Annotated in this window: 20 protein-coding genes; 11 read left to right on the forward strand and 9 right to left on the reverse strand. The window is 64.6% G+C overall.

Annotation, left to right across the window (positions count from 1 at the left end):
* The first annotated feature begins 44 nt into the window (after window positions 1-44).
* Together yjgA and KKQ75_RS06760 are read left to right on the forward strand one after the other, a co-directional pair.
* Window positions 45-713 (forward strand): ribosome biogenesis factor YjgA, encoded by a 669-nt coding sequence (gene yjgA, locus KKQ75_RS06755; protein ID WP_213361149.1) that lies wholly within the window; start codon window positions 45-47, stop codon window positions 711-713.
* 131 nt (window positions 714-844) lie between these two features.
* Entirely contained in the window at window positions 845-2164 is a 1320-nt protein-coding gene (locus KKQ75_RS06760; protein ID WP_213361150.1) for a FecR family protein, read from the forward strand.
* Window positions 2165-2235: 71 nt separating this feature from the next.
* Here the strand turns inward: KKQ75_RS06760 and cysE are convergent, their stop codons facing one another.
* The gene (gene cysE / locus KKQ75_RS06765) at window positions 2236-3012 is read right to left on the reverse strand and encodes a serine O-acetyltransferase (protein ID WP_213361151.1); all 777 of its coding nucleotides are present in this window, start codon (window positions 3010-3012) and stop codon (window positions 2236-2238) included.
* Between the two features lie 37 nt (window positions 3013-3049).
* A complete protein-coding gene (locus KKQ75_RS06770; RefSeq protein WP_213362704.1) occupies window positions 3050-3898 on the reverse strand; it encodes an RNA methyltransferase in 849 nt (282 codons plus the stop codon).
* 113 nt (window positions 3899-4011) lie between these two features.
* Here KKQ75_RS06770 and KKQ75_RS06775 point away from each other — a divergent pair, with 113 nt between their 5' ends.
* The gene (locus KKQ75_RS06775; protein WP_213361152.1) at window positions 4012-4329 is read left to right on the forward strand and encodes a hypothetical protein; all 318 of its coding nucleotides are present in this window, start codon (window positions 4012-4014) and stop codon (window positions 4327-4329) included.
* A gap of 11 nt (window positions 4330-4340) precedes the next feature.
* Here KKQ75_RS06775 and mutS read toward each other — a convergent pair whose 3' ends face one another.
* Both mutS and KKQ75_RS06785 read right to left on the reverse strand, forming a co-directional pair.
* On the reverse strand, window positions 4341-6998 hold the full coding sequence (gene mutS, locus KKQ75_RS06780; protein ID WP_213361153.1) for a DNA mismatch repair protein MutS: 2658 nt from the start codon (window positions 6996-6998) through the stop codon (window positions 4341-4343).
* A 162-nt stretch (window positions 6999-7160) separates the two neighbouring features.
* Window positions 7161-8105, reverse strand: coding sequence for a LysR family transcriptional regulator (locus tag KKQ75_RS06785; protein WP_213361155.1), 945 nt, complete (start codon window positions 8103-8105; stop codon window positions 7161-7163).
* 103 nt (window positions 8106-8208) lie between these two features.
* On the opposite strand from KKQ75_RS06785, the gene KKQ75_RS06790 reads away from it, so the two are divergent.
* The 6 genes from KKQ75_RS06790 (at window position 8209) to maiA (ending at window position 13692) form a co-directional block, all read left to right on the forward strand.
* A complete protein-coding gene (locus tag KKQ75_RS06790; RefSeq protein WP_213361157.1) occupies window positions 8209-9174 on the forward strand; it encodes an MBL fold metallo-hydrolase in 966 nt (321 codons plus the stop codon).
* A gap of 199 nt (window positions 9175-9373) precedes the next feature.
* Window positions 9374-11116 (forward strand): FAD-dependent oxidoreductase, encoded by a 1743-nt coding sequence (locus KKQ75_RS06795; protein ID WP_213361158.1) that lies wholly within the window; start codon window positions 9374-9376, stop codon window positions 11114-11116.
* Between the two features lie 16 nt (window positions 11117-11132).
* On the forward strand, window positions 11133-11387 hold the full coding sequence (locus KKQ75_RS06800) for a DUF2783 domain-containing protein (RefSeq protein WP_213361159.1): 255 nt from the start codon (window positions 11133-11135) through the stop codon (window positions 11385-11387).
* Window positions 11388-11397: 10 nt separating this feature from the next.
* Window positions 11398-11955, forward strand: a complete 558-nt coding sequence (locus KKQ75_RS06805) for a VOC family protein (RefSeq protein WP_213361160.1) — start codon at window positions 11398-11400, stop codon at window positions 11953-11955.
* On the forward strand, window positions 11952-12965 hold the full coding sequence (locus KKQ75_RS06810) for a fumarylacetoacetate hydrolase family protein (RefSeq protein WP_213361161.1): 1014 nt from the start codon (window positions 11952-11954) through the stop codon (window positions 12963-12965). The genes KKQ75_RS06805 and KKQ75_RS06810 overlap by 4 nt, the downstream gene beginning before the upstream one ends.
* Before the next feature lie 76 nt (window positions 12966-13041).
* Window positions 13042-13692: a maleylacetoacetate isomerase gene (maiA, locus tag KKQ75_RS06815; RefSeq protein ID WP_213361162.1), complete on the forward strand. Its 651-nt coding sequence runs from the start codon at window positions 13042-13044 to the stop codon at window positions 13690-13692.
* Window positions 13693-13807: 115 nt separating this feature from the next.
* On the opposite strand, the gene KKQ75_RS06820 is transcribed toward maiA, so the two are convergent.
* Entirely contained in the window at window positions 13808-14707 is a 900-nt protein-coding gene (locus tag KKQ75_RS06820; RefSeq protein ID WP_213361164.1) for an inositol monophosphatase family protein, read from the reverse strand.
* 181 nt (window positions 14708-14888) lie between these two features.
* Here KKQ75_RS06820 and KKQ75_RS06825 point away from each other — a divergent pair, with 181 nt between their 5' ends.
* Together KKQ75_RS06825 and KKQ75_RS06830 are read left to right on the forward strand one after the other, a co-directional pair.
* Window positions 14889-15728, forward strand: a complete 840-nt coding sequence (locus KKQ75_RS06825) for a proteasome-type protease (protein WP_213361166.1) — start codon at window positions 14889-14891, stop codon at window positions 15726-15728.
* A complete protein-coding gene (locus KKQ75_RS06830) occupies window positions 15728-16588 on the forward strand; it encodes an alpha/beta fold hydrolase (RefSeq protein WP_213361167.1) in 861 nt (286 codons plus the stop codon). Before KKQ75_RS06825 ends, KKQ75_RS06830 begins: the two co-directional genes overlap by 1 nt.
* A 77-nt stretch (window positions 16589-16665) precedes the next feature.
* Here the strand turns inward: KKQ75_RS06830 and KKQ75_RS06835 are convergent, their stop codons facing one another.
* The 4 genes from KKQ75_RS06835 to KKQ75_RS06850 all read right to left on the reverse strand — a co-directional run bounded on the left by KKQ75_RS06835 (window position 16666) and on the right by KKQ75_RS06850 (window position 20736).
* Window positions 16666-17415, reverse strand: a complete 750-nt coding sequence (locus KKQ75_RS06835) for a DUF4136 domain-containing protein (RefSeq protein WP_213361168.1) — start codon at window positions 17413-17415, stop codon at window positions 16666-16668.
* Between the two features lie 194 nt (window positions 17416-17609).
* The gene (locus KKQ75_RS06840) at window positions 17610-18446 is read right to left on the reverse strand and encodes an undecaprenyl-diphosphate phosphatase (RefSeq protein ID WP_213361169.1); all 837 of its coding nucleotides are present in this window, start codon (window positions 18444-18446) and stop codon (window positions 17610-17612) included.
* 266 nt (window positions 18447-18712) lie between these two features.
* Window positions 18713-20431, reverse strand: a complete 1719-nt coding sequence (locus KKQ75_RS06845; RefSeq protein ID WP_213361170.1) for a cation acetate symporter — start codon at window positions 20429-20431, stop codon at window positions 18713-18715.
* Window positions 20428-20736 (reverse strand): DUF485 domain-containing protein, encoded by a 309-nt coding sequence (locus KKQ75_RS06850; protein ID WP_213361171.1) that lies wholly within the window; start codon window positions 20734-20736, stop codon window positions 20428-20430. Before KKQ75_RS06850 ends, KKQ75_RS06845 begins: the two co-directional genes overlap by 4 nt.
* Window positions 20737-20898: the final 162 nt, after the last annotated feature.

Here is a 20898-nt window from a genome sequence, read left to right on the forward strand (position 1 = left end):
ATGATACTTGCCTATTTCCTTCCCCAAGAATTTTACGGACACCCATGTCACGCAAACCCAAACGCGGTTACTACGTCAAAGGCCATTTTGTGCACGAAGGCAGCGAGCTCGATCTGGAGCTCAAGCGCCAGGCCAAGGGCGACACCGACATCAGCAAGAGCGACCTGAAGCGCGAGAGCGAAGCCCTGCAGGAACTGGGCGAGGAGCTGCTCACGCTGCGCTCCGACCTGATGGCTCCGCTGGAGCTGCCGGACAAGCTGCTGGAGGCGCTGGCCGATGCCAGACGCATCAGCAACTTCGAAGGCAGGCGCCGCCAGATGCAATTCATCGGCAAGCTGATGCGCAAGCTGGATGACGAGGTCATCGAGGCGATCCGCGCGGCCCTGCAGGTGCAGCGCGATGGCAGCGCCAGCGAACTGGCGGCATTGCATCAGGCCGAGCACTGGCGCGAGCGCCTGCTGGCCGAGGACGGCGGCGATGCGGCACTGACGGAGTGGCTGCAGCAGTACCCGGCTACCGATATCCAGCAACTGCGCGCCCTCATCCGTCAGGCGCGCAAGGATGCGCAGGCGGCACCCAAGGAGCAAGCCGGTGCGGCACAGCGCCATGGCCGTGCCTATCGTGAACTTTTCCAGCTGGTGAAGGTCGAATTGCTGCATGCCAACTCTGCGGTCGCTCCGGCGGCAGAGCCGGATGACTCCGAACCCGATTGAAGCCCGTTGGCGTTACGGCTTGTTGGAAGAACCACAGTGGTACCACCGCCCCGTGCGTCAATCCGCTAGTGTTGCCCTCCTGTTTTTTCTACAATGGTTAGCCCTCCGCGACCCATGAACCCCGTCTGAACATGCCTGTATTCGCCCAGTCCACCCCTACTTTCGCTGCCCGGCAGCTCGCCGTGCTGTGCCTGGCCGGTGGCGCGCTGCTGGCCGGTGCGCCGGGCATGGCCGCTCCGGACACGGCGGCTCCTGCTGCCTCGCCGGCCCTGACGGCGCCGCTCACGCAGTTGCGTTTCCGCACCACGCAGGCCCATCTCACCCACACCGTGGGCGATGTGAAAGTGAACGGGCAGCCGGTGCATGCCGGCGTGCGCCTGGAGGAAAGTGCGCGCATCAGCACCGGCGAATACAGCTCGGCCGTGCTGGTGCTGGCCGATGGTTCGCAGGTGAAGCTGATGCCGCGCACCATTGCCGACATCACGCTGAACCGCTATTACATCGCCCCGGACCAGCACGGCAGTGGCCGCATGATGGACTGGTTCGCAGCCAAGATGCGTCTGGTACAGGGTGCGCTGGAGGCGGCGGTGAACAAGGTGGCGCCGCGTGCCAAGCCGCTGGAGGTGGAAACCACCACCTCGCTGATCGGCGTGCGCGGCACGCGCTTCCGTGTGGCCGCAGCCGATTCCACGGCCCGCCAGGACCGTGCCGAGGTGCTGCAGGGCGTGGTGAACAATGAAAACACCTGGAAGCGCTCGGCCATCCTGCTGCAACAGGGCCAGGGCGCTGCGGTGGATCCGAACCGTGCAGACATCACTGCCGTGCCGCTGCTGCCACCCGCCCAGCTTGGCACCACGGTTGAAACCCTGATGCAGCCCAATGCAATCTGGACCTTCCCGGCAGTGCCGGGGGCAAGCGCCTATCGCGTGATTGCCTCCAGCGATGCGCAGTTCGAGAGCGTGCACCTGAGCGACAAGCTGGCAGGCACGGCGGTCAATCTCAATGGGCTGTCTCCGGGTACCTGGCATGTACGCGTGCGTGGAGTGGATGCCTTCGGTCTGGAAGGGCAGGATGCCGATACGCGGGTCGTGGTGCGTGCGCCCGAATCGCTGCTGCTGCATCCCTCGCTGTTCCTGCAGCCGTCCGGACTGACGCTGCGCTGGACTGCGGTGAATTTCCGGCAGGCGAAACAGGCGCCGAAGGCCCCCAATACGGTCGATGCGGCGGTATTTGCCGATGCCGGCCTGTCCCGCCCGATGGGTGCTGGCCATTCCGACGGCGCTGGCGAACTGGCGTTGCCTGCCATGGGCCCCGGCACCTACTACCTGCGGGTGACGGCCCGCAACCCGGAACTGGCCCAGCCGGAGCAGCAGACCTACCGCATCCTGGTACCGGCCAATGTCGGCAGCCTGCCCTACCATGTGCTGCTGGAGCGGATGCCGGCGTCCTGATCGCCGTCGCGCCTCCATACAGAAAAGCCAGCGTGCTCACGCTGGCTTTTTCGTATGGGAGGGAAGCGGTCTTACTTGCCGAGCAGATCGTTGAGGCGCTGTACGTCGGAAGGCTGATCCTCGATGGCCGCCTCGTCCGGCAGGCAATCGCTTTCCTTGAGCTGCGTGGCCAGTTTTTCGACCGTCTGCCACAGCAGCGCGATCTGGTGTTCCTGGCTGGCCGCGCTGTCGATCAGGCCACGCATGGCCAGGCTGTAGGGGTCGTCGCTCTGCGTGACGCCATAGGCCGAGAAGCCCATTTGCGAAGCGGCTGCCTCGCGCTTGGCATCATCATCGGCCTGGATGATGCGGGCCGGGTTGCCGACGGCTGTGGCACCGGCCGGAACCGGCTTGGTGACCACCGCACCGGAACCCACCTTGGCGCCAGTGCCGACCGTGAAGCCGCCCAGGATACAGGCATGGGCGCCGACGATCACGCCCTCTTCCAGAGTGGGGTGGCGCTTGACGCCCTTGGCCAGCGAGGTGCCGCCCAGCGTCACGCCCTGGTAGATGGTGCAGCCATCACCGACTTCGGCCATTTCTCCGATCACCACGCCCATGCCGTGGTCGATGAAGACGCGGTCGCCGATCCTGGCGCCGGGGTGGATCTCGATGCCCGTGAGCCAGCGCCCCCAGTGCGAGATCCAGCGCGCCAGCCAGGTCCAGCCGCTGCTCCAGCAGCTGTGGGCCAAGCGATGCAGGATCAGGGCATGGAAGCCCGGATAGGAAAACACCACGTCCCATTTGCTGCGCGCAGCGGGATCGCGTTCGAGAATGCACTGGATGTCGGACCGGATACGGGAAAACATGAAACTAGTGTACTTGCAGCCGGTGCACCCACCGGGCTCAGGGTTTTGGAATGGCGGCGGTTTTCTGCATGGCACGCGCAATGCCGCGCAGGATGTGGATTTCTTCCTGGCGCAGCTCGGCGCGGTGGAACAGCTGCTGCAGGCGCGGCATGAGCTTCCTGGGCGCTTGCGGATCGAGGTAGCCGATCTGCACCAGCGCCTGCTCCCAGTGGGCCAGCATGCCTTCGACGTCGGCGGCATCGGCGCGCTGCTCCGGGCTGGACACGGCCGGCAGCGGGCTGGCAAAACCGCCCAGGGCCATGCGCAGCTCGTAGGCCAGCACCTGCGCAGCTGCAGCCAGGTTGAGCGAGCCATAGTCCGGATTGGTGGGAATGCTCAGGCAGGCGTGGCAGCGATAGACCTCCTCGTTGCGCATGCCGTAGCGTTCGCTGCCGAACACCAGCCCCAGGCTGCGTACGGGCAGTATCCGGCTCGTGGCTGGTGCCGGCCCGGCCTGGGCCGCAGCGGCAGCGCCGGCATCTGCGTCCGGCGGCTTGTCCACCATGCTGGCGCTGTGGGGAGCAGAGCTTCGGCCCCGGCTGACCAACTGCGCGAAATGCGTGCGCGGCTCGACGGTGGGCGGTCCGAAATCACGCGGCGTCATGGCAGTGGCGCACAGGTAGTCGATGCCCTGGACGGCCTCTTCCCAGCTCTGCACGCTGCGCGCCTTGCGCAGCACGTCATCGGCACCGCTGGCGCGCTCGATCGCCTCCTCGCGCTGCAGCACGTCATGCCAGCGCGGCTGCACCAGCACCAGGTCGTCAAAGCCCATCACCTTCATGGCGCGCGCGACGGCACCGACATTGCCGGCGTGGCTGGTCTGCAGCAGGATGAAGCGGACGTGCATGGAAAGAATCAGGTCGGCGCCAATGGCCGTTGGGTCAGCAAGGTTGATGCCCGTCATGGGCAGGGGGAAGGGAGATATTCTAGACTGCCCGCATCGCCACTGAAGGAATTGTCATGTCCGAGACCTCCCGCCACAGGCCCGAAGGCCCCGAACCCAACCCCTCTCCGTGGTGGCGCGCCACCCTGATCGCCACCTTTGTCTGGCTGTGCGTGGCCTACCTGATCGGCAACCGGTGCGGCGGCATGGGGCTGATCGGCCCTTGCAAGATGGTGATGTACGAATCCCCCCTGACCGCCTACATGGGCATTGCCTGGGTGGCGATGGCCATTTTCTTCATCCCGATCCTGGCGCTGGTGGCGCTGGTCAAAACCTACCAGCGCGCGGTACGGCCACTGCCGCCGGAGCGGCTGGAGGCCCCGCAGGAACGCTGAACCGGACTTGGTTACGGCAGCAGTCCCTTGAGCGCATAGAGCGCATCCAGCGCTTCGCGTGGCGTCATGGCGTCCGGGTCGAGCCGGGCCAGTTCGTGCTCGATGGCGCTGGGCACCGGCTCCGGCTCGGCTGCAGGCAGCGGCGGAGCTGCGAACAGATCGATCTGGGCGCGGCTTTCCAGCTGCTGGCTTTCCAGCGCCTGCAGCGCATGGCGTGCGTGGTGGATCACGGCCGCCGGCATGCCGGCCAGGCGCGCCACCTGGATGCCGTAGCTGCGGCTGGCCGGACCCGGCTCGATGGCATGCAGGAAGACGATGTCATGTCCTGCTTCGGCCGCACTCACGTGCACGTTGACGGCGGCGTGCTGCTGCTTGGGAAACTCGGTGAGCTCGAAATAGTGCGTGGCGAACAGCGTTAGCGCCTGCGTCTTGTCGTGCAGGTGTGCCGCAATGCCGCCCGCCAGCGCCAGACCGTCGAAGGTGCTGGTGCCGCGGCCGATTTCGTCCATCAGCACCAGGCTGTGCGGCGTGGCGCCGTGCAGGATCTGCGCGGCTTCGGTCATCTCCAGCATGAAAGTGGATTGGGCGTTGGCCAGGTCATCCGCCGCGCCGATGCGGGTGAGGATGGCATCGATCGGGCCGACGCGGCAACTGCTGGCGGGCACGTAGCTGCCCATGCTGGCGAGCAGCACGATCAGCGCCACCTGGCGCATGTAGGTGGATTTGCCGCCCATGTTGGGGCCCGTGATGATCTGCATGCGCTGCCTGGGGTTGAGCAGCGTGTCGTTGGCGATGAAGCTGGCGCCGGTGGTTTCCATCAGGCGCGATTGCACCACGGGGTGGCGACCGGCACTGATCTCGATGCAGGGCTCGATGGCGAAAGTGGGCGCGCACCAATCGAGGGCCAGGCTGCGCTCGGCGAGGGCGCACAGGGCATCGAGGGTGGCCAGGGCGGTTGCCAGCGTCTGCAACTGACCGACATGCGGCTGCAGCGATTCGATCAGCTGCTCGTACAGCCATTTCTCGCGCGCCAGGGCACGGTCCTGGGCCGACAGTGCCTTGTCCTCGAAGGCCTTGAGTTCGGGCGTGATGAAGCGTTCGGCGTTCTTGAGCGTCTGGCGGCGCTGGTAATCGGACGGCACCTTGTCGAGCTGGCCGGTGGTGACCTCGATGTAGAAGCCATGCACCCGGTTGTACTGCACGCGCAGGTTGGCGATGCCGGAACGCTCGCGCTCGCGCGCCTCCAGCGCCAGCAGGAATTCGGCGCTATGGGTCTGGATGCCGCGCAGCTCGTCGAGATCGGCATCGAAGCCGTCGGCGATGACGCCGCCATCGCGGATGTTGACGGCGGGGTCGGGTTGCAGCGTGGTTTGCAGCAGGCGCAGCACCTCGGCGGGCGGCTGCAGCTGGCTGGCGATGACAGGCAGCAGACCATCGCACTCCTCGCCCAACACCTGCTGCAAGCGGTTGCGCAGGCCTTCGGCCTGGCCCAATGTGCGCAGCAGGCCGGCCAGTTCGCGCGGCTTGCTCTGGCGCAGCGCCAGGCGTGCGCTGATACGCTCCACGTCGCTGATGCCATGCAGCGCGGCGCGCAAATCCTTCAGGCCGCGTTCGCGCAGCAGGCCGATGGCCTGCAGGCGCTGCTGCGCCGCAGTGCGGGCGCGCTCGGGGTGCAGCAGCCAGTGTTTGAGCGCGCGGCTGCCCATGCCGCTTTCACAGGTGTCGAGCAGGCTGAACAGCGTCGGGCTGGTTTCGCCGCGCAGCGTCTGCGTCAGCTCCAGATTGCGCTGGGTGGTGAGCGGCAGATTGATCAGCGAATCGTCGCGCTGCACCTGCAGGCTGTGCAGGTGTGTGACGGCGCGGCCCTGGGTGTGCTCGGCGTAGGCCAGCAGCGCGGCGGCGGCGGCGTGCGCCTGCGGCACGTCATCGGCCTGCCAGGCGTTGAGGTTGGGGCTGCGCAGCTGCTCGGTCAGCTTGCGAAGGCCGAGGCTGCTGTCAAAGGTGAAGCCGGGGCGTTCGGTGATGATGAAGCGCTGCATGGCGCCGTGCTGCTGCCATTGCTGCAGTTGGGCGCGCTGCGTGGTGCCGATGTCGGCGCTGTAGAGCACCTCGGCGGGCTGGATGCGGCTGATCCAGGCCTCGATTTGCTCAGGCGCGCATTCGACCAGCACCATGCGGCCCTGCGTCAGACTCATCCAGGCCAGACCGGCGTTGCCCGAAGCACCCCTGCCCGTGCGTTGCGGCAGATGCAGGGCCAGCAGCATGGCTTCGGTCTTGTCGCCCAGCAGTTCGATATCGGTCAGCGTTCCCGGCGTGACCACGCGCACCACCTTGCGCTCCACCGGACCCTTGGACGCCCCCACTTCACCCACCTGTTCGCCGATGGCGACCGACTCGCCCATCTGGATCAGCTTGGCCAGGTAGCTGTCCACCGCATGCACCGGTACGCCCGCCATGGTGACCGGCTGGCCGGCCGACTGGCCGCGCGTGGTCAGCGTGATGCCCAGCAGGCGCGCGGCCTTGGTGGCGTCTTCGTAGAACAGCTCGTAGAAGTCGCCCATGCGGTAGAACAGCAGCGTGGTCGGGTGCGCTTCCTTCATCTGAAGGTATTGCGCCATCATGGGCGTGTGGCCTGGCAGGTCGGAGCGTGGGGTGGAGGTGGCACTCATGCGGAAACTGGCAATGAAGGCCTCTTGCAGGGCGAGGTCAGTTTGACGCGCTCGCTTGCTTGGCCTGAAGGTCTGAGTCCTGCATTGTAGGATGCTGCCTTGCCGCAGGCAGGGTGCAGTTTCCGGCCTTCATGCGGGGGCACTTCGCACCCGGGCAAGGCCTCAGCGCCTCGACCCCACCCTCTGCGCCTCGCGCAAAGCCCGCGCGAACGGCCGGTGCTGCTCCAGCTCCTCGCAGATGTAGTCATGAAAACGCTGCGCCGCCGGAGACAGCGTGCGCCCGCGCCGCCGGAAGATGTAGAAACCGCGCAGCACCACCGGATCGACGACCGGGCGCAACACGAGGCCGTATTGCTGCACCATCTCTGCCGCATAGGGAATGCAGATGGTCAACCCCAGTCCCGCCGCCACCATGCTGAGCGCCGTGGACATGAAAGCCACCTCGTTCGCCGGCTCCAGCGTCACGCTGCGGCGTGCCGCGCCCAGATCGGTGGCCAGACGCTCGGTGAACTGCCCCTGCAGCGTGATCAGCGGATCGCCGGCCAGATCGGCCCAGCGCAACTCGCGCTGGCAAGCGAGCCGGTGATCCGCGGGCAAGGCCGCCATGAAGGGCAGCTCGAACAACTGGGTTGCCTCGATATCCGAATTGGGTGCCCGCTCCGGGCCCAGGCCGAAATCCACCTCCCCGGCAAACACGCGGTTGATCACCTGCTCCACCAGCGTATCCACCAGCCGCAATTGCACCTGCGGATGATCGTGGCGGAAGGATGCCATCAGCCCCGGCATCAGCGTGCAGGCCATCAACTGCGGCACCGCGACCCGCACCAGCCCGCGCTGCAGCGCCTTGAGCTTGCCCACCTCGTCGATCACGCCATCGAGATCGAGCAGAATCTTCTCGATATGCGTCACCAGGTCGCTGCCGGCGTCGGACAGCTGCAGCCGCCGCGTGCTGCGGTCGAACAGGCGCAGCCCGAGCGCCTGCTCCAGCTCCTTGATCAGCCCGCTCAGCGCCGACTGGGTGATGAACAGGCTTTCAGCCGCAAGCGTGAAGCTGCCGGTGCGCGCCACGGCCACGAAGGCGCGCAATTGCCGCAGGGTGACATTCATCAGTTAATCCGATAAATACATGGATAAATACTGCTTGCATGATAAATCCCTTTGGCCTTTAATCACACCCAAGGCCCCGCCATCCACCCCCACGGAGACAACCATGAGCGAGAAGAAGTTTGCATCCCAGGCCGACCTGGAAGAAAAGCAGATCAGCTGGGACAAGCTGAGCGACAACGCCTATGCCTACACGGCGGAGGGCGATCCGAATACCGGCGTCATCATCGGCGATGACGGCGTGATGATCATCGATGCCACCGCCACGCCGGTAGCGGCCCAGGGCGTGATCAAAAAGATCCGCGAGATCACCGATCTGCCGATCAAGTACGTGGTGCTGACCCACTACCACGCCGTGCGCGTGCTGGGCGCCAGCGGCTACAAGAGCGAAGGTCTGGAGCAGATCATCGCCAGCCAGGACACCTGGGACCTGATCGTGGAGCGCGGCCAGCAGGACATGGATTCGGAAATCGGCCGCTTCCCGCGCCTGTTCCAGGCTGTGGAAAGCGTGCCCGGCCTGACCTGGCCGACGCTGGTGTTCAACGGCGAAATGACGCTGTGGATGGGCAAGCTGGAAGTGAAGATCAAGCAGGTGGGCCGTGGCCATACCAAGGGCGACACCATTGTCTACCTGCCGTCGCAGAATATCTGCTTCTCGGGCGACCTGGTCGAGGCCGATGCCGCCTGCTATACCGGCGATGCCTATCTGGCCGACTGGCCGCAGACGCTGGACAACCTGGCTGCGATGAACTTCGACAAGCTGGTGCCCGGTCGCGGCCCGGCGCTGATGGATCCTGCTGCGGTGCAGAAAGGCCTGGCCTATACGCGCGATTTCGTCAGCACGCTGTACCAGAGCGCGCAGGAAGCCGTGGCCCAGGGCATGGATCTGAAGGCCACCATGGCGCACACGCGCAAGGCGATGGATCCGAAGTTCGGCCAGGTGTTCATCTACGAGCACTGCCTGCCGTTCGACGTGACGCGCGCCCATGACGAAGCCAGCGGCATCCGCGATCCGCGCATCTGGACCGCCGAGCGCGACCAGCAGATGTGGCACGCGCTGCAGCAGGAGTGAGCAGCGACTGAAGCGCCAAACGGTCAGCCGTCACGGTCTGGCCGCGCATGAACAGCTCAACACCTCTCGGGCGCCTTGCCGGAACTTGAGAGGGATATTCAGGAGCGCCATAGCGGCGCACCACCCCCTTTCCCCAACAGGGCACGCAGCAACAGACTGCTCACGGCATCGACCGACTAGCCCGTCCGGAGACAACATCATGCTCAGTACCTACCAGTACCAGAAGTTCCCCTACGTCCAGCCGCCGGAGATCGCCGACAAGCGCCCCGGCCACTACCCGGTCGTCGTCGTGGGCGCCGGCCCGGTGGGCCTGTCCGCTGCCATCGACCTGGCTTCGCAAGGCCATGCGGTGGTTGTGCTCGACAATGACGACACTGTCTCGATCGGTTCGCGCGGCGTGTGCTATGCCAAGCGCGCGCTCGAAGTGCTCGACCGCATGGGCTGCGGCGAGGATTTCGTGGACAAGGGCGTTTCGTGGAATGTGGGCCGCACCTTCTTCCGCGAGGACGAGGTGTTCAACTTCAACCTGCGTCCGCAGGACGACCACAACCGTCCCGGCATGATCAACCTGCAGCAGTACTACCTGGAAGAGTATCTGCTCAAGCGCGCCCGCGAACTGCCCAACCTCGAGATCCGCTTCAGGAACAACGTGATCAGCGTGCTGCAGGACGAGGACAAGGCCACGATCCGCGTCGAAACGCCGGACGGCCCCTACTCCCTCACCGCCGACTGGCTGATCGCCTGTGACGGTGCCCGCAGCCCGATCCGCACCATGCTGGGGCTGGACATCGACGGCAAAATCTTCATGGACCGCTTCCTGATCGCCGACGTGGTGATGAAGGCCGAATACCCCGCCGAGCGCTGGTTCTGGTTCGATCCGCCTTTTCACCGCAACCAGTCGGTGTTGCTGCACCGTCAGGCTGACAACGTCTGGCGCATCGACTTCCAGCTCGGCTGGCAGGCTGATCCCGAAGAGGAAAAAAAGCCGGAAAACGTGATTCCGCGTATCCGCGCCATGCTGGGCGATGAACGCGAGTTCGAGCTGGAATGGGTGAGCGTCTATACCTTCCAGTGCCGCCGCATGGGCCGCTTCAACCACGGCCGCGTGCTGTTTGCCGGTGATTCGGCGCACCAGGTGTCGCCCTTCGGCGCCCGCGGTGCCAACTCGGGCATCCAGGACACCGACAACCTGGTGTGGAAACTCAAGCTGGTGCTGGAAGGCAAAGCCCCGGCCAGCCTGCTCGACAGCTACAGCGACGAGCGCGGCTACGCGGCGGACGAGAACATCCTCAATTCGACCCGCTCCACCGATTTCATCACGCCCAAGAGCAAGACCAGCACCACTTTCCGCAATGCGGTGCTGGAGCTGGCCGGTGACTATCCGTTTGCGCGTGCGCTGGTCAACTCAGGCCGCCTGTCGGTGCCGAGCTATCTGACCACCTCCGGCCTGAATACCCCGGACAGTGACAGCTTTGCAGGCAATATGGTGCCCGGCGCGCCGATGGATGATGCACCTGTTGCATGCGCCACTCTGCAAACGTCATCTGGCCGCACCAACGGCGCGAGCCATTCCGAGGGGGCCGGCAACGCCCCATCCTCGGGCGGCCAGCGCCCCTGGCTGCTGCAGCACTGCGGCAACCGTTTCCAGCTGCTGCACTACATCGAAGACGCTTCTGCCCTCGATGCCGCCACCGCACAGGCACTCTCTGCGCTGGAGCAGGGCAGCATACCGGTTGAACCCCTGATCATCGCCCAGCGCGGCAGCGCCGCCGCCGGCCTCGCCACCCTGATCGACAGCAAGCAGCGCATCCGCGAACGCTACGACCTGCAGCCCGGCACCAGCTACCTGCTGCGCCCCGACCAGCACGTCGCCGCCCGCTGGCGCCAGTTCGACGCCGACAAGGTCCGCGTCGCCCTAGCCCGTGCCACCGGCAACGCCTGATCCGAAGGAGACATCCATGCCCCTGAACACGCAACCCAACTTCTCCGAGCAAGGCAAGCGCTATTTCCAGCTGTTCTCGCCCGGCGACGACTTCTACGAAGCCCTGATCGACATGCACCGCGACCTGAGCGACGAGCAGAGCGCCATGGTCAACGCCCGCCTGATCCTGCTGCTGGCCAACCATATCGGCGACATCGGCACCCTGCGCGAAGCCATGGCGATCGCGCGCAACATCACCCCATCCCCCACCCCCGCTGCTGCGCAGCTCTAAGGAGAACGCCATGAGCCTGATCCGCAAAATCCACCATGTGGCCTACCGCTGCAAGGATGCCAAAGAGACCGTCGAATGGTACGTCAAGCACCTGAAGATGGACTTCGTGCTCGCCATCGCCGAAGACGAGGTCCCGTCCACCAAGGCGGCCGACCCGTACATGCACGTGTTCCTGGATGCCGGCAACGGCAACATCCTGGCCTTTTTCGAGCTGCCTACCTGCGCCCCCATGGGTCGCGACGAAAACACCCCCACCTGGACGCAGCATCTGGCGCTGGAAGTCGACTCCGTCGAGACCATGCTGCAGACCAAGGCAGAGCTGGAGGCCGCCGGCATCGAGGTGGTGGGCCCGACCGACCACACGCTGTTCCAGTCGATCTACTTCTTCGATCCCAACGGTCACCGTCTGGAACTGGCCGCCAACACCGCCACGCCCGAGATGAACGCAAAGCTCGACGCCGTGAAGTGGGAGATGCTGAACGAGTGGGCCGAAACCAAGCGCGCTCCGCACCACGCCCGCTGGATGCATGATGGCAGCTATGCCTACGACAAAAGGACCCAAGCATGAAACTCGCCACCCTCAAGCAAGGCGGCCGTGACGGCACGCTCGTCGTCGTCAGCCGCGACCTGACGCGCTACCGCTCCGTCCCTGCCATCGCGCGTACCTTGCAAGCCGCGCTGGACGACTGGGCCAGCATCGAGCCCCAGCTGCGCCAGACCTACGAAGCGCTGAACAGCGGCACCATCGAGGGCGAACCCTTCGACGAGGCCGCCTGCCACTCCCCGCTGCCGCGCGCCTACCAGTGGGCTGACGGCTCGGCCTACATCAACCATGTGGAGCTGGTGCGCAAGGCACGCAATGCCGAGGTGCCGCAGTCCTTCTACAGCGATCCGCTGATGTACCAGGGCGGCTCCGACGGCTTCGTCGGCCCGCGCGACAAGGTCATCGCCAAGCCCGAATGGGGCATCGATTTCGAGGCCGAAGTCACGGTCGTGACCGGTGACGTGGCCCAGGGCGCCACGCCGCAGGAAGCCGCCAGCGCCATCCGCCTGATCATGCTGGTCAACGATGTGTCGCTGCGCAACCTGATCCCGAACGAACTGGCCAAGGGCTTCGGCTTTTTCCAGAGCAAGCCGGCCAGCGCGTTCAGCCCGGTGGCCGTCACGCCGGACGAACTGGGCGATGCCTGGAAGGATGCCAAGGTGCACCTGCCGCTACTGGTGCACCTGAACGGCAAGCTGTTCGGCCAGCCCAACGCTGGCCAGGACATGACCTTCGATTTCGGCCAGCTGGTAGCCCATGTGGCCAAGACGCGCACCCTGTGCGCGGGCAGCATCATCGGCTCCGGCACCGTGTCGAACAAGCAGGACAGCCTGTGGGGCTCGACCGTGGACAACGGCGGCGTAGGCTACTGCTGCCTGGCCGAAGTGCGCACCTACGAGACCATCGAGCAGGGCAAGCCGGCTACGCCCTTCATGGACCACGGCGACGTGGTGCGCATCGAGATGTTCGATGCCCAGGGGCAGAACATCTTCGGAACCATAGAGAACACGGTCGATACGGCAACCGCCCGCTGACCGACCCATTCGCCATCATCGTCCGTGCGCACTCCGGTGTTTGCGGACGCACCGCTTTACCCCGCAGCTCCTCACCATGCCCAAGCTTTACACCTACTTCCGCAGCTCGGCAGCCTACCGCGTGCGCATCGCGCTCGCGCTGAAAGGCGTGGCCCACGAGGCCATTCGGGTGCATCTGGCACGCAACGGCGGCGAGCAGCACAGCCCGGCCTACCGCGACAAGAACCCGCAAGGCCTGGTACCCGCCTTCGAACTCGACGAAGGCACCGTGCTCACGCAGTCGCTCGCCATCATCGAGTATCTGGACGAAACCCAGCCCGGCCCTGCCCTGCTGCCCGCGGATGCTGTCGGCCGCGCCCGCGTGCGCGCCATCGCACAGGGCATTGCCTGCGACATTCACCCGATCAACAACCTGCGCGTATTGCAGTACCTGGGCGGCCAGCTGGGTGCCACGCAGGAGCAGAAGGACGCCTGGTACCACCACTGGATCGCCACCGGCCTGCAGGGCCTGGAAGCCATGCTGGCCGGCCACCCCGACACCGACCGCTTCTGCCATGGCGACACGCCCACGCTCGCCGACTGCTGCCTGGTACCACAGCTGTTCAATGCGCGGCGTTTCAATTGCCCGCTGGACGCCTACCCGACCCTGCTGCGCATCGACGCGGCGTGTGCGGAACTGCCCGCCTTCCAGCAGGCTGCACCCGGAGCACAAGCCGACGCCGAGTGAGCAGCGGCTGTTACCAGCAGCGGCCGCCTTTTGACATACGCTCTCCAGAAAACAAAACACCCCGAACAGGATCAAACCTGCCGGGGTGTTGTTGTTTCAACTGGTTGTACCGGATTTATTCTTCGCTGCCATCCTCGGCGGCCACCTGCTGCTGCGCCGCCTCTTCGGCCTCGCGCGCCGCACGGCGGGCGGCCTTGGCTTCTTCGGTATAACGGCTGTACTTGCTCAGCATGTTCACCATCAGGCCGTAGATCTTCGGGTTGCCGGCAATGCATTCCTCGGCAAACAGCAGGTCGTCCGCCTCGCCGGTGAAGTTGCCCACCAGGCCACCGGCTTCCTGCACCAGCAGGCTGCCCGCGGCCACATCCCACGGGCTCAGGCCTGTCTCGAAGAAGCCATCGCTCATGCCGGCGGCCACATAGGCCAGATCCAGCGCGGCAGCGCCCGGACGGCGGATGGCGGTGGTCTTCTTCATCATGTCGGTGAACATCTGCATGAACTGGCCATAGTCCTGTCCCGGACGGAACGGAAAGCCCGTGGTGATCAGGCAATCTGCCAGGCGGATGCGCTTGCCCACGCGGATGCGTCGCTCGTTCATGTAGGCGCCGCGGCCACGCGTGGCGGTGAACAGGTCATTGCGGTTGGGATCGTAGATCACCGCCTGCTCGATCTTGCCGCGCACCGCCAGGGCGATGCTCACGCAATACACTGGGAAGCCATGGATGAAGTTGGTGGTGCCATCGAGCGGATCGATGTACCAGATGAAATCGCTGTTCCTGTTGCCGTGGCGCTGGCCGGATTCTTCGGCGTAAATGCCGTGCTGGGGATAGGCGCCCAGCAGGGTTTCGATGATGGCGGCCTCGGAGGCCTGGTCCACTTCGGTCACAAAGTCGTTCGCCTGCTTCTGCGAAACGCGCACCGACTCGACGTCGAGCGAGGCACGGTTGATGATGGCGCCAGCGGCGCGGGCAGCCTTGATGGCCACGTTGAGCATGGGATGCAGGTTGGAAGACATGTGAATTGTGGGTAAGAGCGGCAACAAAAGACACCGTCGATGCGGTGCCTCGCAATCGCGCTATTCTACGATGATGCCCATTTTTGCGCACCCCCTGCGTGGATGTCGCCCCACACATTCCCGGCAGGAAATGCAAAATCGCACGACAATACGATTCTTTCCCACTGCAGGCAGATTGCCCATGACCTACTGCGTTGCCATCAAGCTCAAGGCCGGACTGGTGTTCCTGTCCGACTCGCGCACCAATGCCGGCGTCGACCAGATCAGCACCTTCCGCAAGATGATGGTCTATGAAAAGACCGACGACCGCTTCATGGTACTGCTCTCGGCCGGCAACCTCAGCATTGCCCAGTCGGTGCGCGAAATCCTGCAGACCCAGGTGCTGCGCGACGAAGCGCCGCACGACGGCAGCAGCAGCGGCCTGACGATCTGGAATGCCACCAGCATGTTCGATGCCGCGCGCGTGCTCGGCTGCGCCGTGCGCCACATCCACAAGCGCGATGGCGCCGCCCTGCGCGCCGCCAATGTCGATTTCAATGTTTCGCTGATCTTTGGCGGCCAGATCAAGGGCGAAGGCATGCGCCTGTTCCTCGTGTATTCGGCCGGCAACTTCATCGAGGCCACGGACGAAACGCCCTTCTTCCAGATCGGCGAATCCAAGTACGGCAAGCCCGTGCTCGACCGCGTGATCCATCCGGACATTCCGCTGGATGAGGCCGCCAAGTGCGCGCTGGTATCCATGGATTCCACGCTCAAGTCCAACCTCTCGGTAGGCCTGCCGCTGGATCTGGTCGTGTACGACGCCAATTCGCTGCGTGGCGACAAGATCGTGTGCATCGACCACACCAACCCTTACTTCCGCACCATGCACGAGCAATGGGGCGTGAAGCTGCGCGAAGTCTTCGACAGCCTGCCGGACCCGGTCTGGAACGGCGAAAGCACCGACACCCCGCTCGTCATGCAGGACGGCGCCTATCCCCCTCTTGCCAAAATCCAGTCCCCCGAGGATCGGGTCATCTGATGGAAACACCACGCACGCCCCCCGCACAGATCGTTTTTTCGCACGGCAACAGCTTTCCTGCCGGCACCTACCGCGTGCTGCTCGACCAGCTCGAGCAACAGGGCCATGAAGTCCATGCGCTGGACAAGTACGGCCACGACCCACGCTACCCTGTCAGCAACAACTGGCACCACATGGTGGAGCAGTTGATCGACTTCTGCGACACCCTGCCCCAGCCCGAAGACAAGCCGCGCTATCTGCTCGGCCACTCCATGGGCGGCATCCTGAGTCTGATGGCGGCCGCGCAGTCACCCGAACTGGCCAAGGGCGTGGTGATGCTGGATTCGCCCGTGCTGGGCGGCTGGCGTGCCGGTCTGGTCAAGCTGGGCAAGCAGACGCCATTGCTGCAGCGCTTCTCGCCCGGCGCCACCAGCCAGCGCCGCCGCCAGGAATGGCCCAGCGCCGATGCCGCGCACCAGCACTTCGCCACCAAACCGGTATTTGCCGCCTGGCACCCGCAGGCACTGGCCGACTATATCCGCCACGGCACCGAAGAGGCGCCGAGCGAAGAGTTGCCGGAACGCCGCCGCCTGGCTTTCGACCGCGAAGTGGAAACCGCCATCTACAACACGCTGCCGGACAATATCGGACCCTGGCTGCGCCAGCATCCGCTGCAGGTTCCGGCCGCGCTGATCGGCGGCAGCGCCTCGCGCGAACTGAAACAGGTCGGCCTGGGCGCGAGCAAGCGCGTCACCCAGGGGCGCATCTACACGCTGGAAGGCGGCAGCCACCTGTTCCCGCTGGAGCAGCCCGAGCAAACGGTAGAGCTGATCGGCAAGGCGCTGGAAGACATCCAGCCGTCCCGCACGGACAGGAAATGAAGCCGGACCTGCAGGCTGGCTGGCGCACGCTCCGGCCAGCCACTTGCAGGAGCGCGGCCTGAAATCCCTCCCGCAACTCAGCGTTTGGGCACTACCTTGGCGCCGGTATCACTGTCGAACTCGACCGTGCGAACCTGTCCATTGGTGCCCGGGAAGCGGTCGAACACCGATTCCATCAAGTACGGCATGACGGAAGGCAGCTCTACCGGGTTGCCCACATATTCCGCGGTCGACTCGAATACCTTGGGCGCGGTCTGGCCCTTCAATGCCTGGGCGTGGTCGGCGATACGCACCCTGAGCTGGTAGAAGTGCACGGGACGCGTCACCAGCTGCTCGCCCAGATACACCGGCGCCATGCCGCCCATGCCGAATACGCCATCCTCGTAGTAGTCACCCGGATTCCACGGCCCACCCCAGGCTGCCCCCGGATAGTAGGGCCAGGTGCCGAAGCCGCCCCATGGAATGTGGCGATACACCGGCACGCTGAACTGGCGCAACTCGCGCTTCACGTTGACGGCCATGTCGGCCTGCATGCGCGCCTGGGCCGGCACCGCTGCCGGCACCATGCCCTGTGCCTGCAGGTGCTTCGCCAGGTAGCCCTCGTAGGTCTTGCGTTCCAGTTCGCCCAGCGCCACGCCCTCTCCGGTGGCAGGCTGCACGGCAAAGCTGGCGCCTGCGGCATTGGCCGGCCATTGGTTGAAATTGCTGACCTTGGTGCTGAAGGTGCTTGCACAGCCGGCCAGTGCCGTCACGCCGGCGAGTGCCAGCGCGGAAACCAGCGTGCGCAAGCCGCTGCGCGGAGCGGAATGGGACAGGGTCTGTTTCATGGCGCCTCCTGCTTGCAATCGGGAATGTGTTTCTGTTGTACAGGATATTGGACTTGCGCGGCCAGGAAAAAGTTCACCCCGCAGTGAGCAAATGTCACTGCGGGGTGTCTCTCGATCCAGGCGGATTGCCGCTCGCGCCGGAGGAGCGTGAGGCTATCGGCCGCTTGCGCCGAGTCGCCAGCCGCCGTATCGCATCACTCCGCCCACACCACGGCGCCCGTCCACCAGGTGAGCAGCACGATCACGCCGAACACGATGCGGTACCAGGCAAATGGCACAAAGCTGTTGCTGGAAATGAACTTGAGCAGCCAGCGCACGCACAGCCAGGCGCTGATGAAGGCAAACACCAGCCCCACCAGAAAGACCGGCAGCTCGGCCATGGTCAGCACGTCGCGCGCCTTGTACAGGCTGTAGACGCCGGCGCCGATCAGCGTCGGGATCGCCAGGAAGAAGGAAAAATCGGTGGCCGCCTTGCGGTCCAGCCCCAGCAGCATGCCGCCGATGATGGTGGCGCCGCTGCGGCTGGTGCCGGGAATCATGGCAAAGCACTGCACCAGGCCGACCTTGAGCGCGTCCCAGGCCGTCATGTCGTCCACGCTGTGGATGCGCGCGGTGTTCTGGCGCTTCTCGGCCCAGAGGATGACGAAGGCGCCCAGGATGAAGGTGGTTGCCACCACCTGCGGCGTGAACAGGTTGGCCTTGATCGCCTTGCCGAACAGCAGGCCCAGTACCACCGCCGGCAGAAAACCGATGATCACGTTCAGCGCAAAGCGGCGCGCCTGCCCCGAACTGGGCAGCTGTACCACGGTGTCGCGGATCTTCTGCCAGTAGACCAGGATCACGGCGAAAATGGCGCCGGTCTGGATGGCGATGTCGAAGGCCTTGGCCTTTTCGGGGGTGAAGGGCGGCGCCGAGAAGTTGAGCAGCGAGCTGGCAAGAATCAGGTGGCCGGTGGACGAAATGGGCAGGAATTCGGTCAGGCCTTCCACGATGCCCATGATGGCAGCCTTGATCAGCAATAAGGTATCCACACTACTCCCGGTGGTCAAAGAACGTCAGGCTGGCGTACGGACAACGGCCGCGCCAGTGCAAACGGCGATTATCGCAGGGCTTTGCTGCCACGCAGCACCGCACCCTGTTTCGCATGCAATGGCGGCAGACGGTCCGGCTGATGCCTCCGGTAGCCCTGGATGGATCAAACACCCGCGCAAGAATCCACGCGCATAAAAAAACCGGGCACGAAGCCCGGTTTCAAAATCCAGTGCCTTGCGGCACTGGCACAGGTTGCCTGGTTGGCTTAGTGGTCGGACGCCTTGGCAGCACCCAGACCGGTCTCGGAACGCACCTGCTGGGCCGGGAAGGCAGCACGCTCGGCGGCAGCCTGCTTGCTGCGGTCCATCACGGAGAACAGCCAGATACCGACGAAGCCGATGATCATGGAGAACAGGGCCGGCGAGGTGTAGGGGAACAGCGCGGAACCCTTGGGGTTGCCCAGCACAGCTTCCCACACGGAGGGCGACACGATGGTCAGCGCCACGGAGGAGATCAGGCCCATGAAGCCGCCGATCACGGCCCCCTTGGTGGTCATGTCCTTCCACATGATGGACAGGAACAGCACCGGGAAGTTGGCGGATGCGGCGATGGCGAAGGCCAGCGATACCATGAAGGCGATGTTCTGCTTCTCGAACATGATGCCCAGCAGCACGGCGATCACACCCAGTGCCAGCGTGGTGATACGGGACACCTTCAGCTCGGAAGCGCTGTCGGCATTGCCGTTCTTGAACACGGTGGCGTACAGGTCGTGCGACACGGCGGAGGCGCCAGACAGCGTCAGGCCAGCCACCACGGCCAGGATGGTTGCGAATGCCACGGCAGAGATGAAGCCGAAGAACACGTCGCCGCCCACCACTTCAGCCACCAGCACGGCAGCCATGTTGGCCGTACCGGCACCGCCCTTGATGACGCCCTTGGTGGTGTCAGCCAGTTGCGGGTCGGTCAGCACCAGGGTGATGGCGCCGAAGCCGATGATGAAGATCAGCACGTAGAAGTAGCCGATCCAGGTCGTGGCCCAGGCCACGGACTTGCGTGCTTCCTTGGCGTTCGGCACGGTGAAGAAGCGCATCAGCACGTGGGGCAGACCGGCGGTACCGAACATCAGGGCCATGCCGAAGCTGATGGCGGAAATCGGATCCTTGATGAAGCCGCCCGGACCCATGATGGCCAGACCGGTCTTGGCTGCCGCTTCAGGAGTAGCACCGCCGGCAGTAGCGATCTGGGTTTTCACTTCCACGGCGTGGCGGAACAGGGCTTCGGGGCTGAAGCCATACTTGTACAGCACCATGAAGGCCATGAAGGTCACGCCGGACAGCAGCAGGCAGGCCTTGATGATCTGCACCCAGGTGGTGGCCGTCATGCCGCCGAACAGCACGTACACCATCATCAGAACGCCCACGATGATCACGGCGAAGATGTAGTCCAGGCCGAACAGCAGCTTAATCAGCTGGCCGGCACCCACCATCTGGGCGATCAGGTAGAAGGCCACCACCACCAGCGTGCCGCAGGCGGCAAACGCACGGATCGGGCCCTGCTTGAAGCGATAGCCGGCCACGTCGGCAAAGGTGAACTTGCCCAGGTTGCGCAGGCGCTCGGCCATCAGGAAGGTGATGACGGGCCAGCCCACCAGGAAGCCGATGGAGTAGATCAGGCCGTCATAGCCGCTGGCCATCACGGCCGCGGAAATGCCCAGGAAGGAAGCGGCGGACATGTAGTCGCCAGCGATGGCCAGGCCGTTCTGGAAGCCCGTGATGCCGCCACCGGCGGTATAGAAGTCGGCAGCCGACTTGGTCTTGGAGGCGGCCCACTTCGTGATCCACAGCGTGGCCAGCACGAAGACGCCGAACATGATGATGGCAGTCCAGTTGGTGGACTGCTTGGCGGTTTCGCCTACGTCACCGCCTGCCGCCAGTGCGGCGCCGGCAGCCAGCAGGGTACCCAGTGCAAAAACGGTTTTTTTCATTTGCTGGCATCCTTCAGGATTTCTTGGGTCACTGCGTCGTATTCGGTGTTGGCACGACGCACGTAAATGACGGTGATGATGATGGTGAAGATGATCACGCCCATGCCGAGCGGAATGCCCAGCGTGGTCACGCCACTGCCGATGGGCTGCGCCAGAAATTCCTTGTCAAAGGCGATCAGCGCGATGTAGCCGTAATAGACGATCAGCATGATGATCGCCAGGGTCCAGCCAAAGCGGTTGCGTTTGGCCTTGAGTTCCTGGTATTTCGGGTTGTTGCTGATCTTTTCCACGATGGGGTCACTCATGGTTGTCTCCTCCTAGATGTGAACGATGGGCAATCGTGGCACCCGAAACATGCTGTTAACTTACAAACTGTCAGGGAAGGCGCCGATTTAGGGTTCGCCATCATGGTGCAAACCCTAGTTTCGATTGCAGATTGTTGTATCCCTCAAACGAATGTCAGGCAT

The organism is Brachymonas denitrificans (genome assembly GCF_907163135.1).
Taxonomy (GTDB): Bacteria; Pseudomonadota; Gammaproteobacteria; order Burkholderiales; family Burkholderiaceae_C; genus Brachymonas; species Brachymonas denitrificans_A.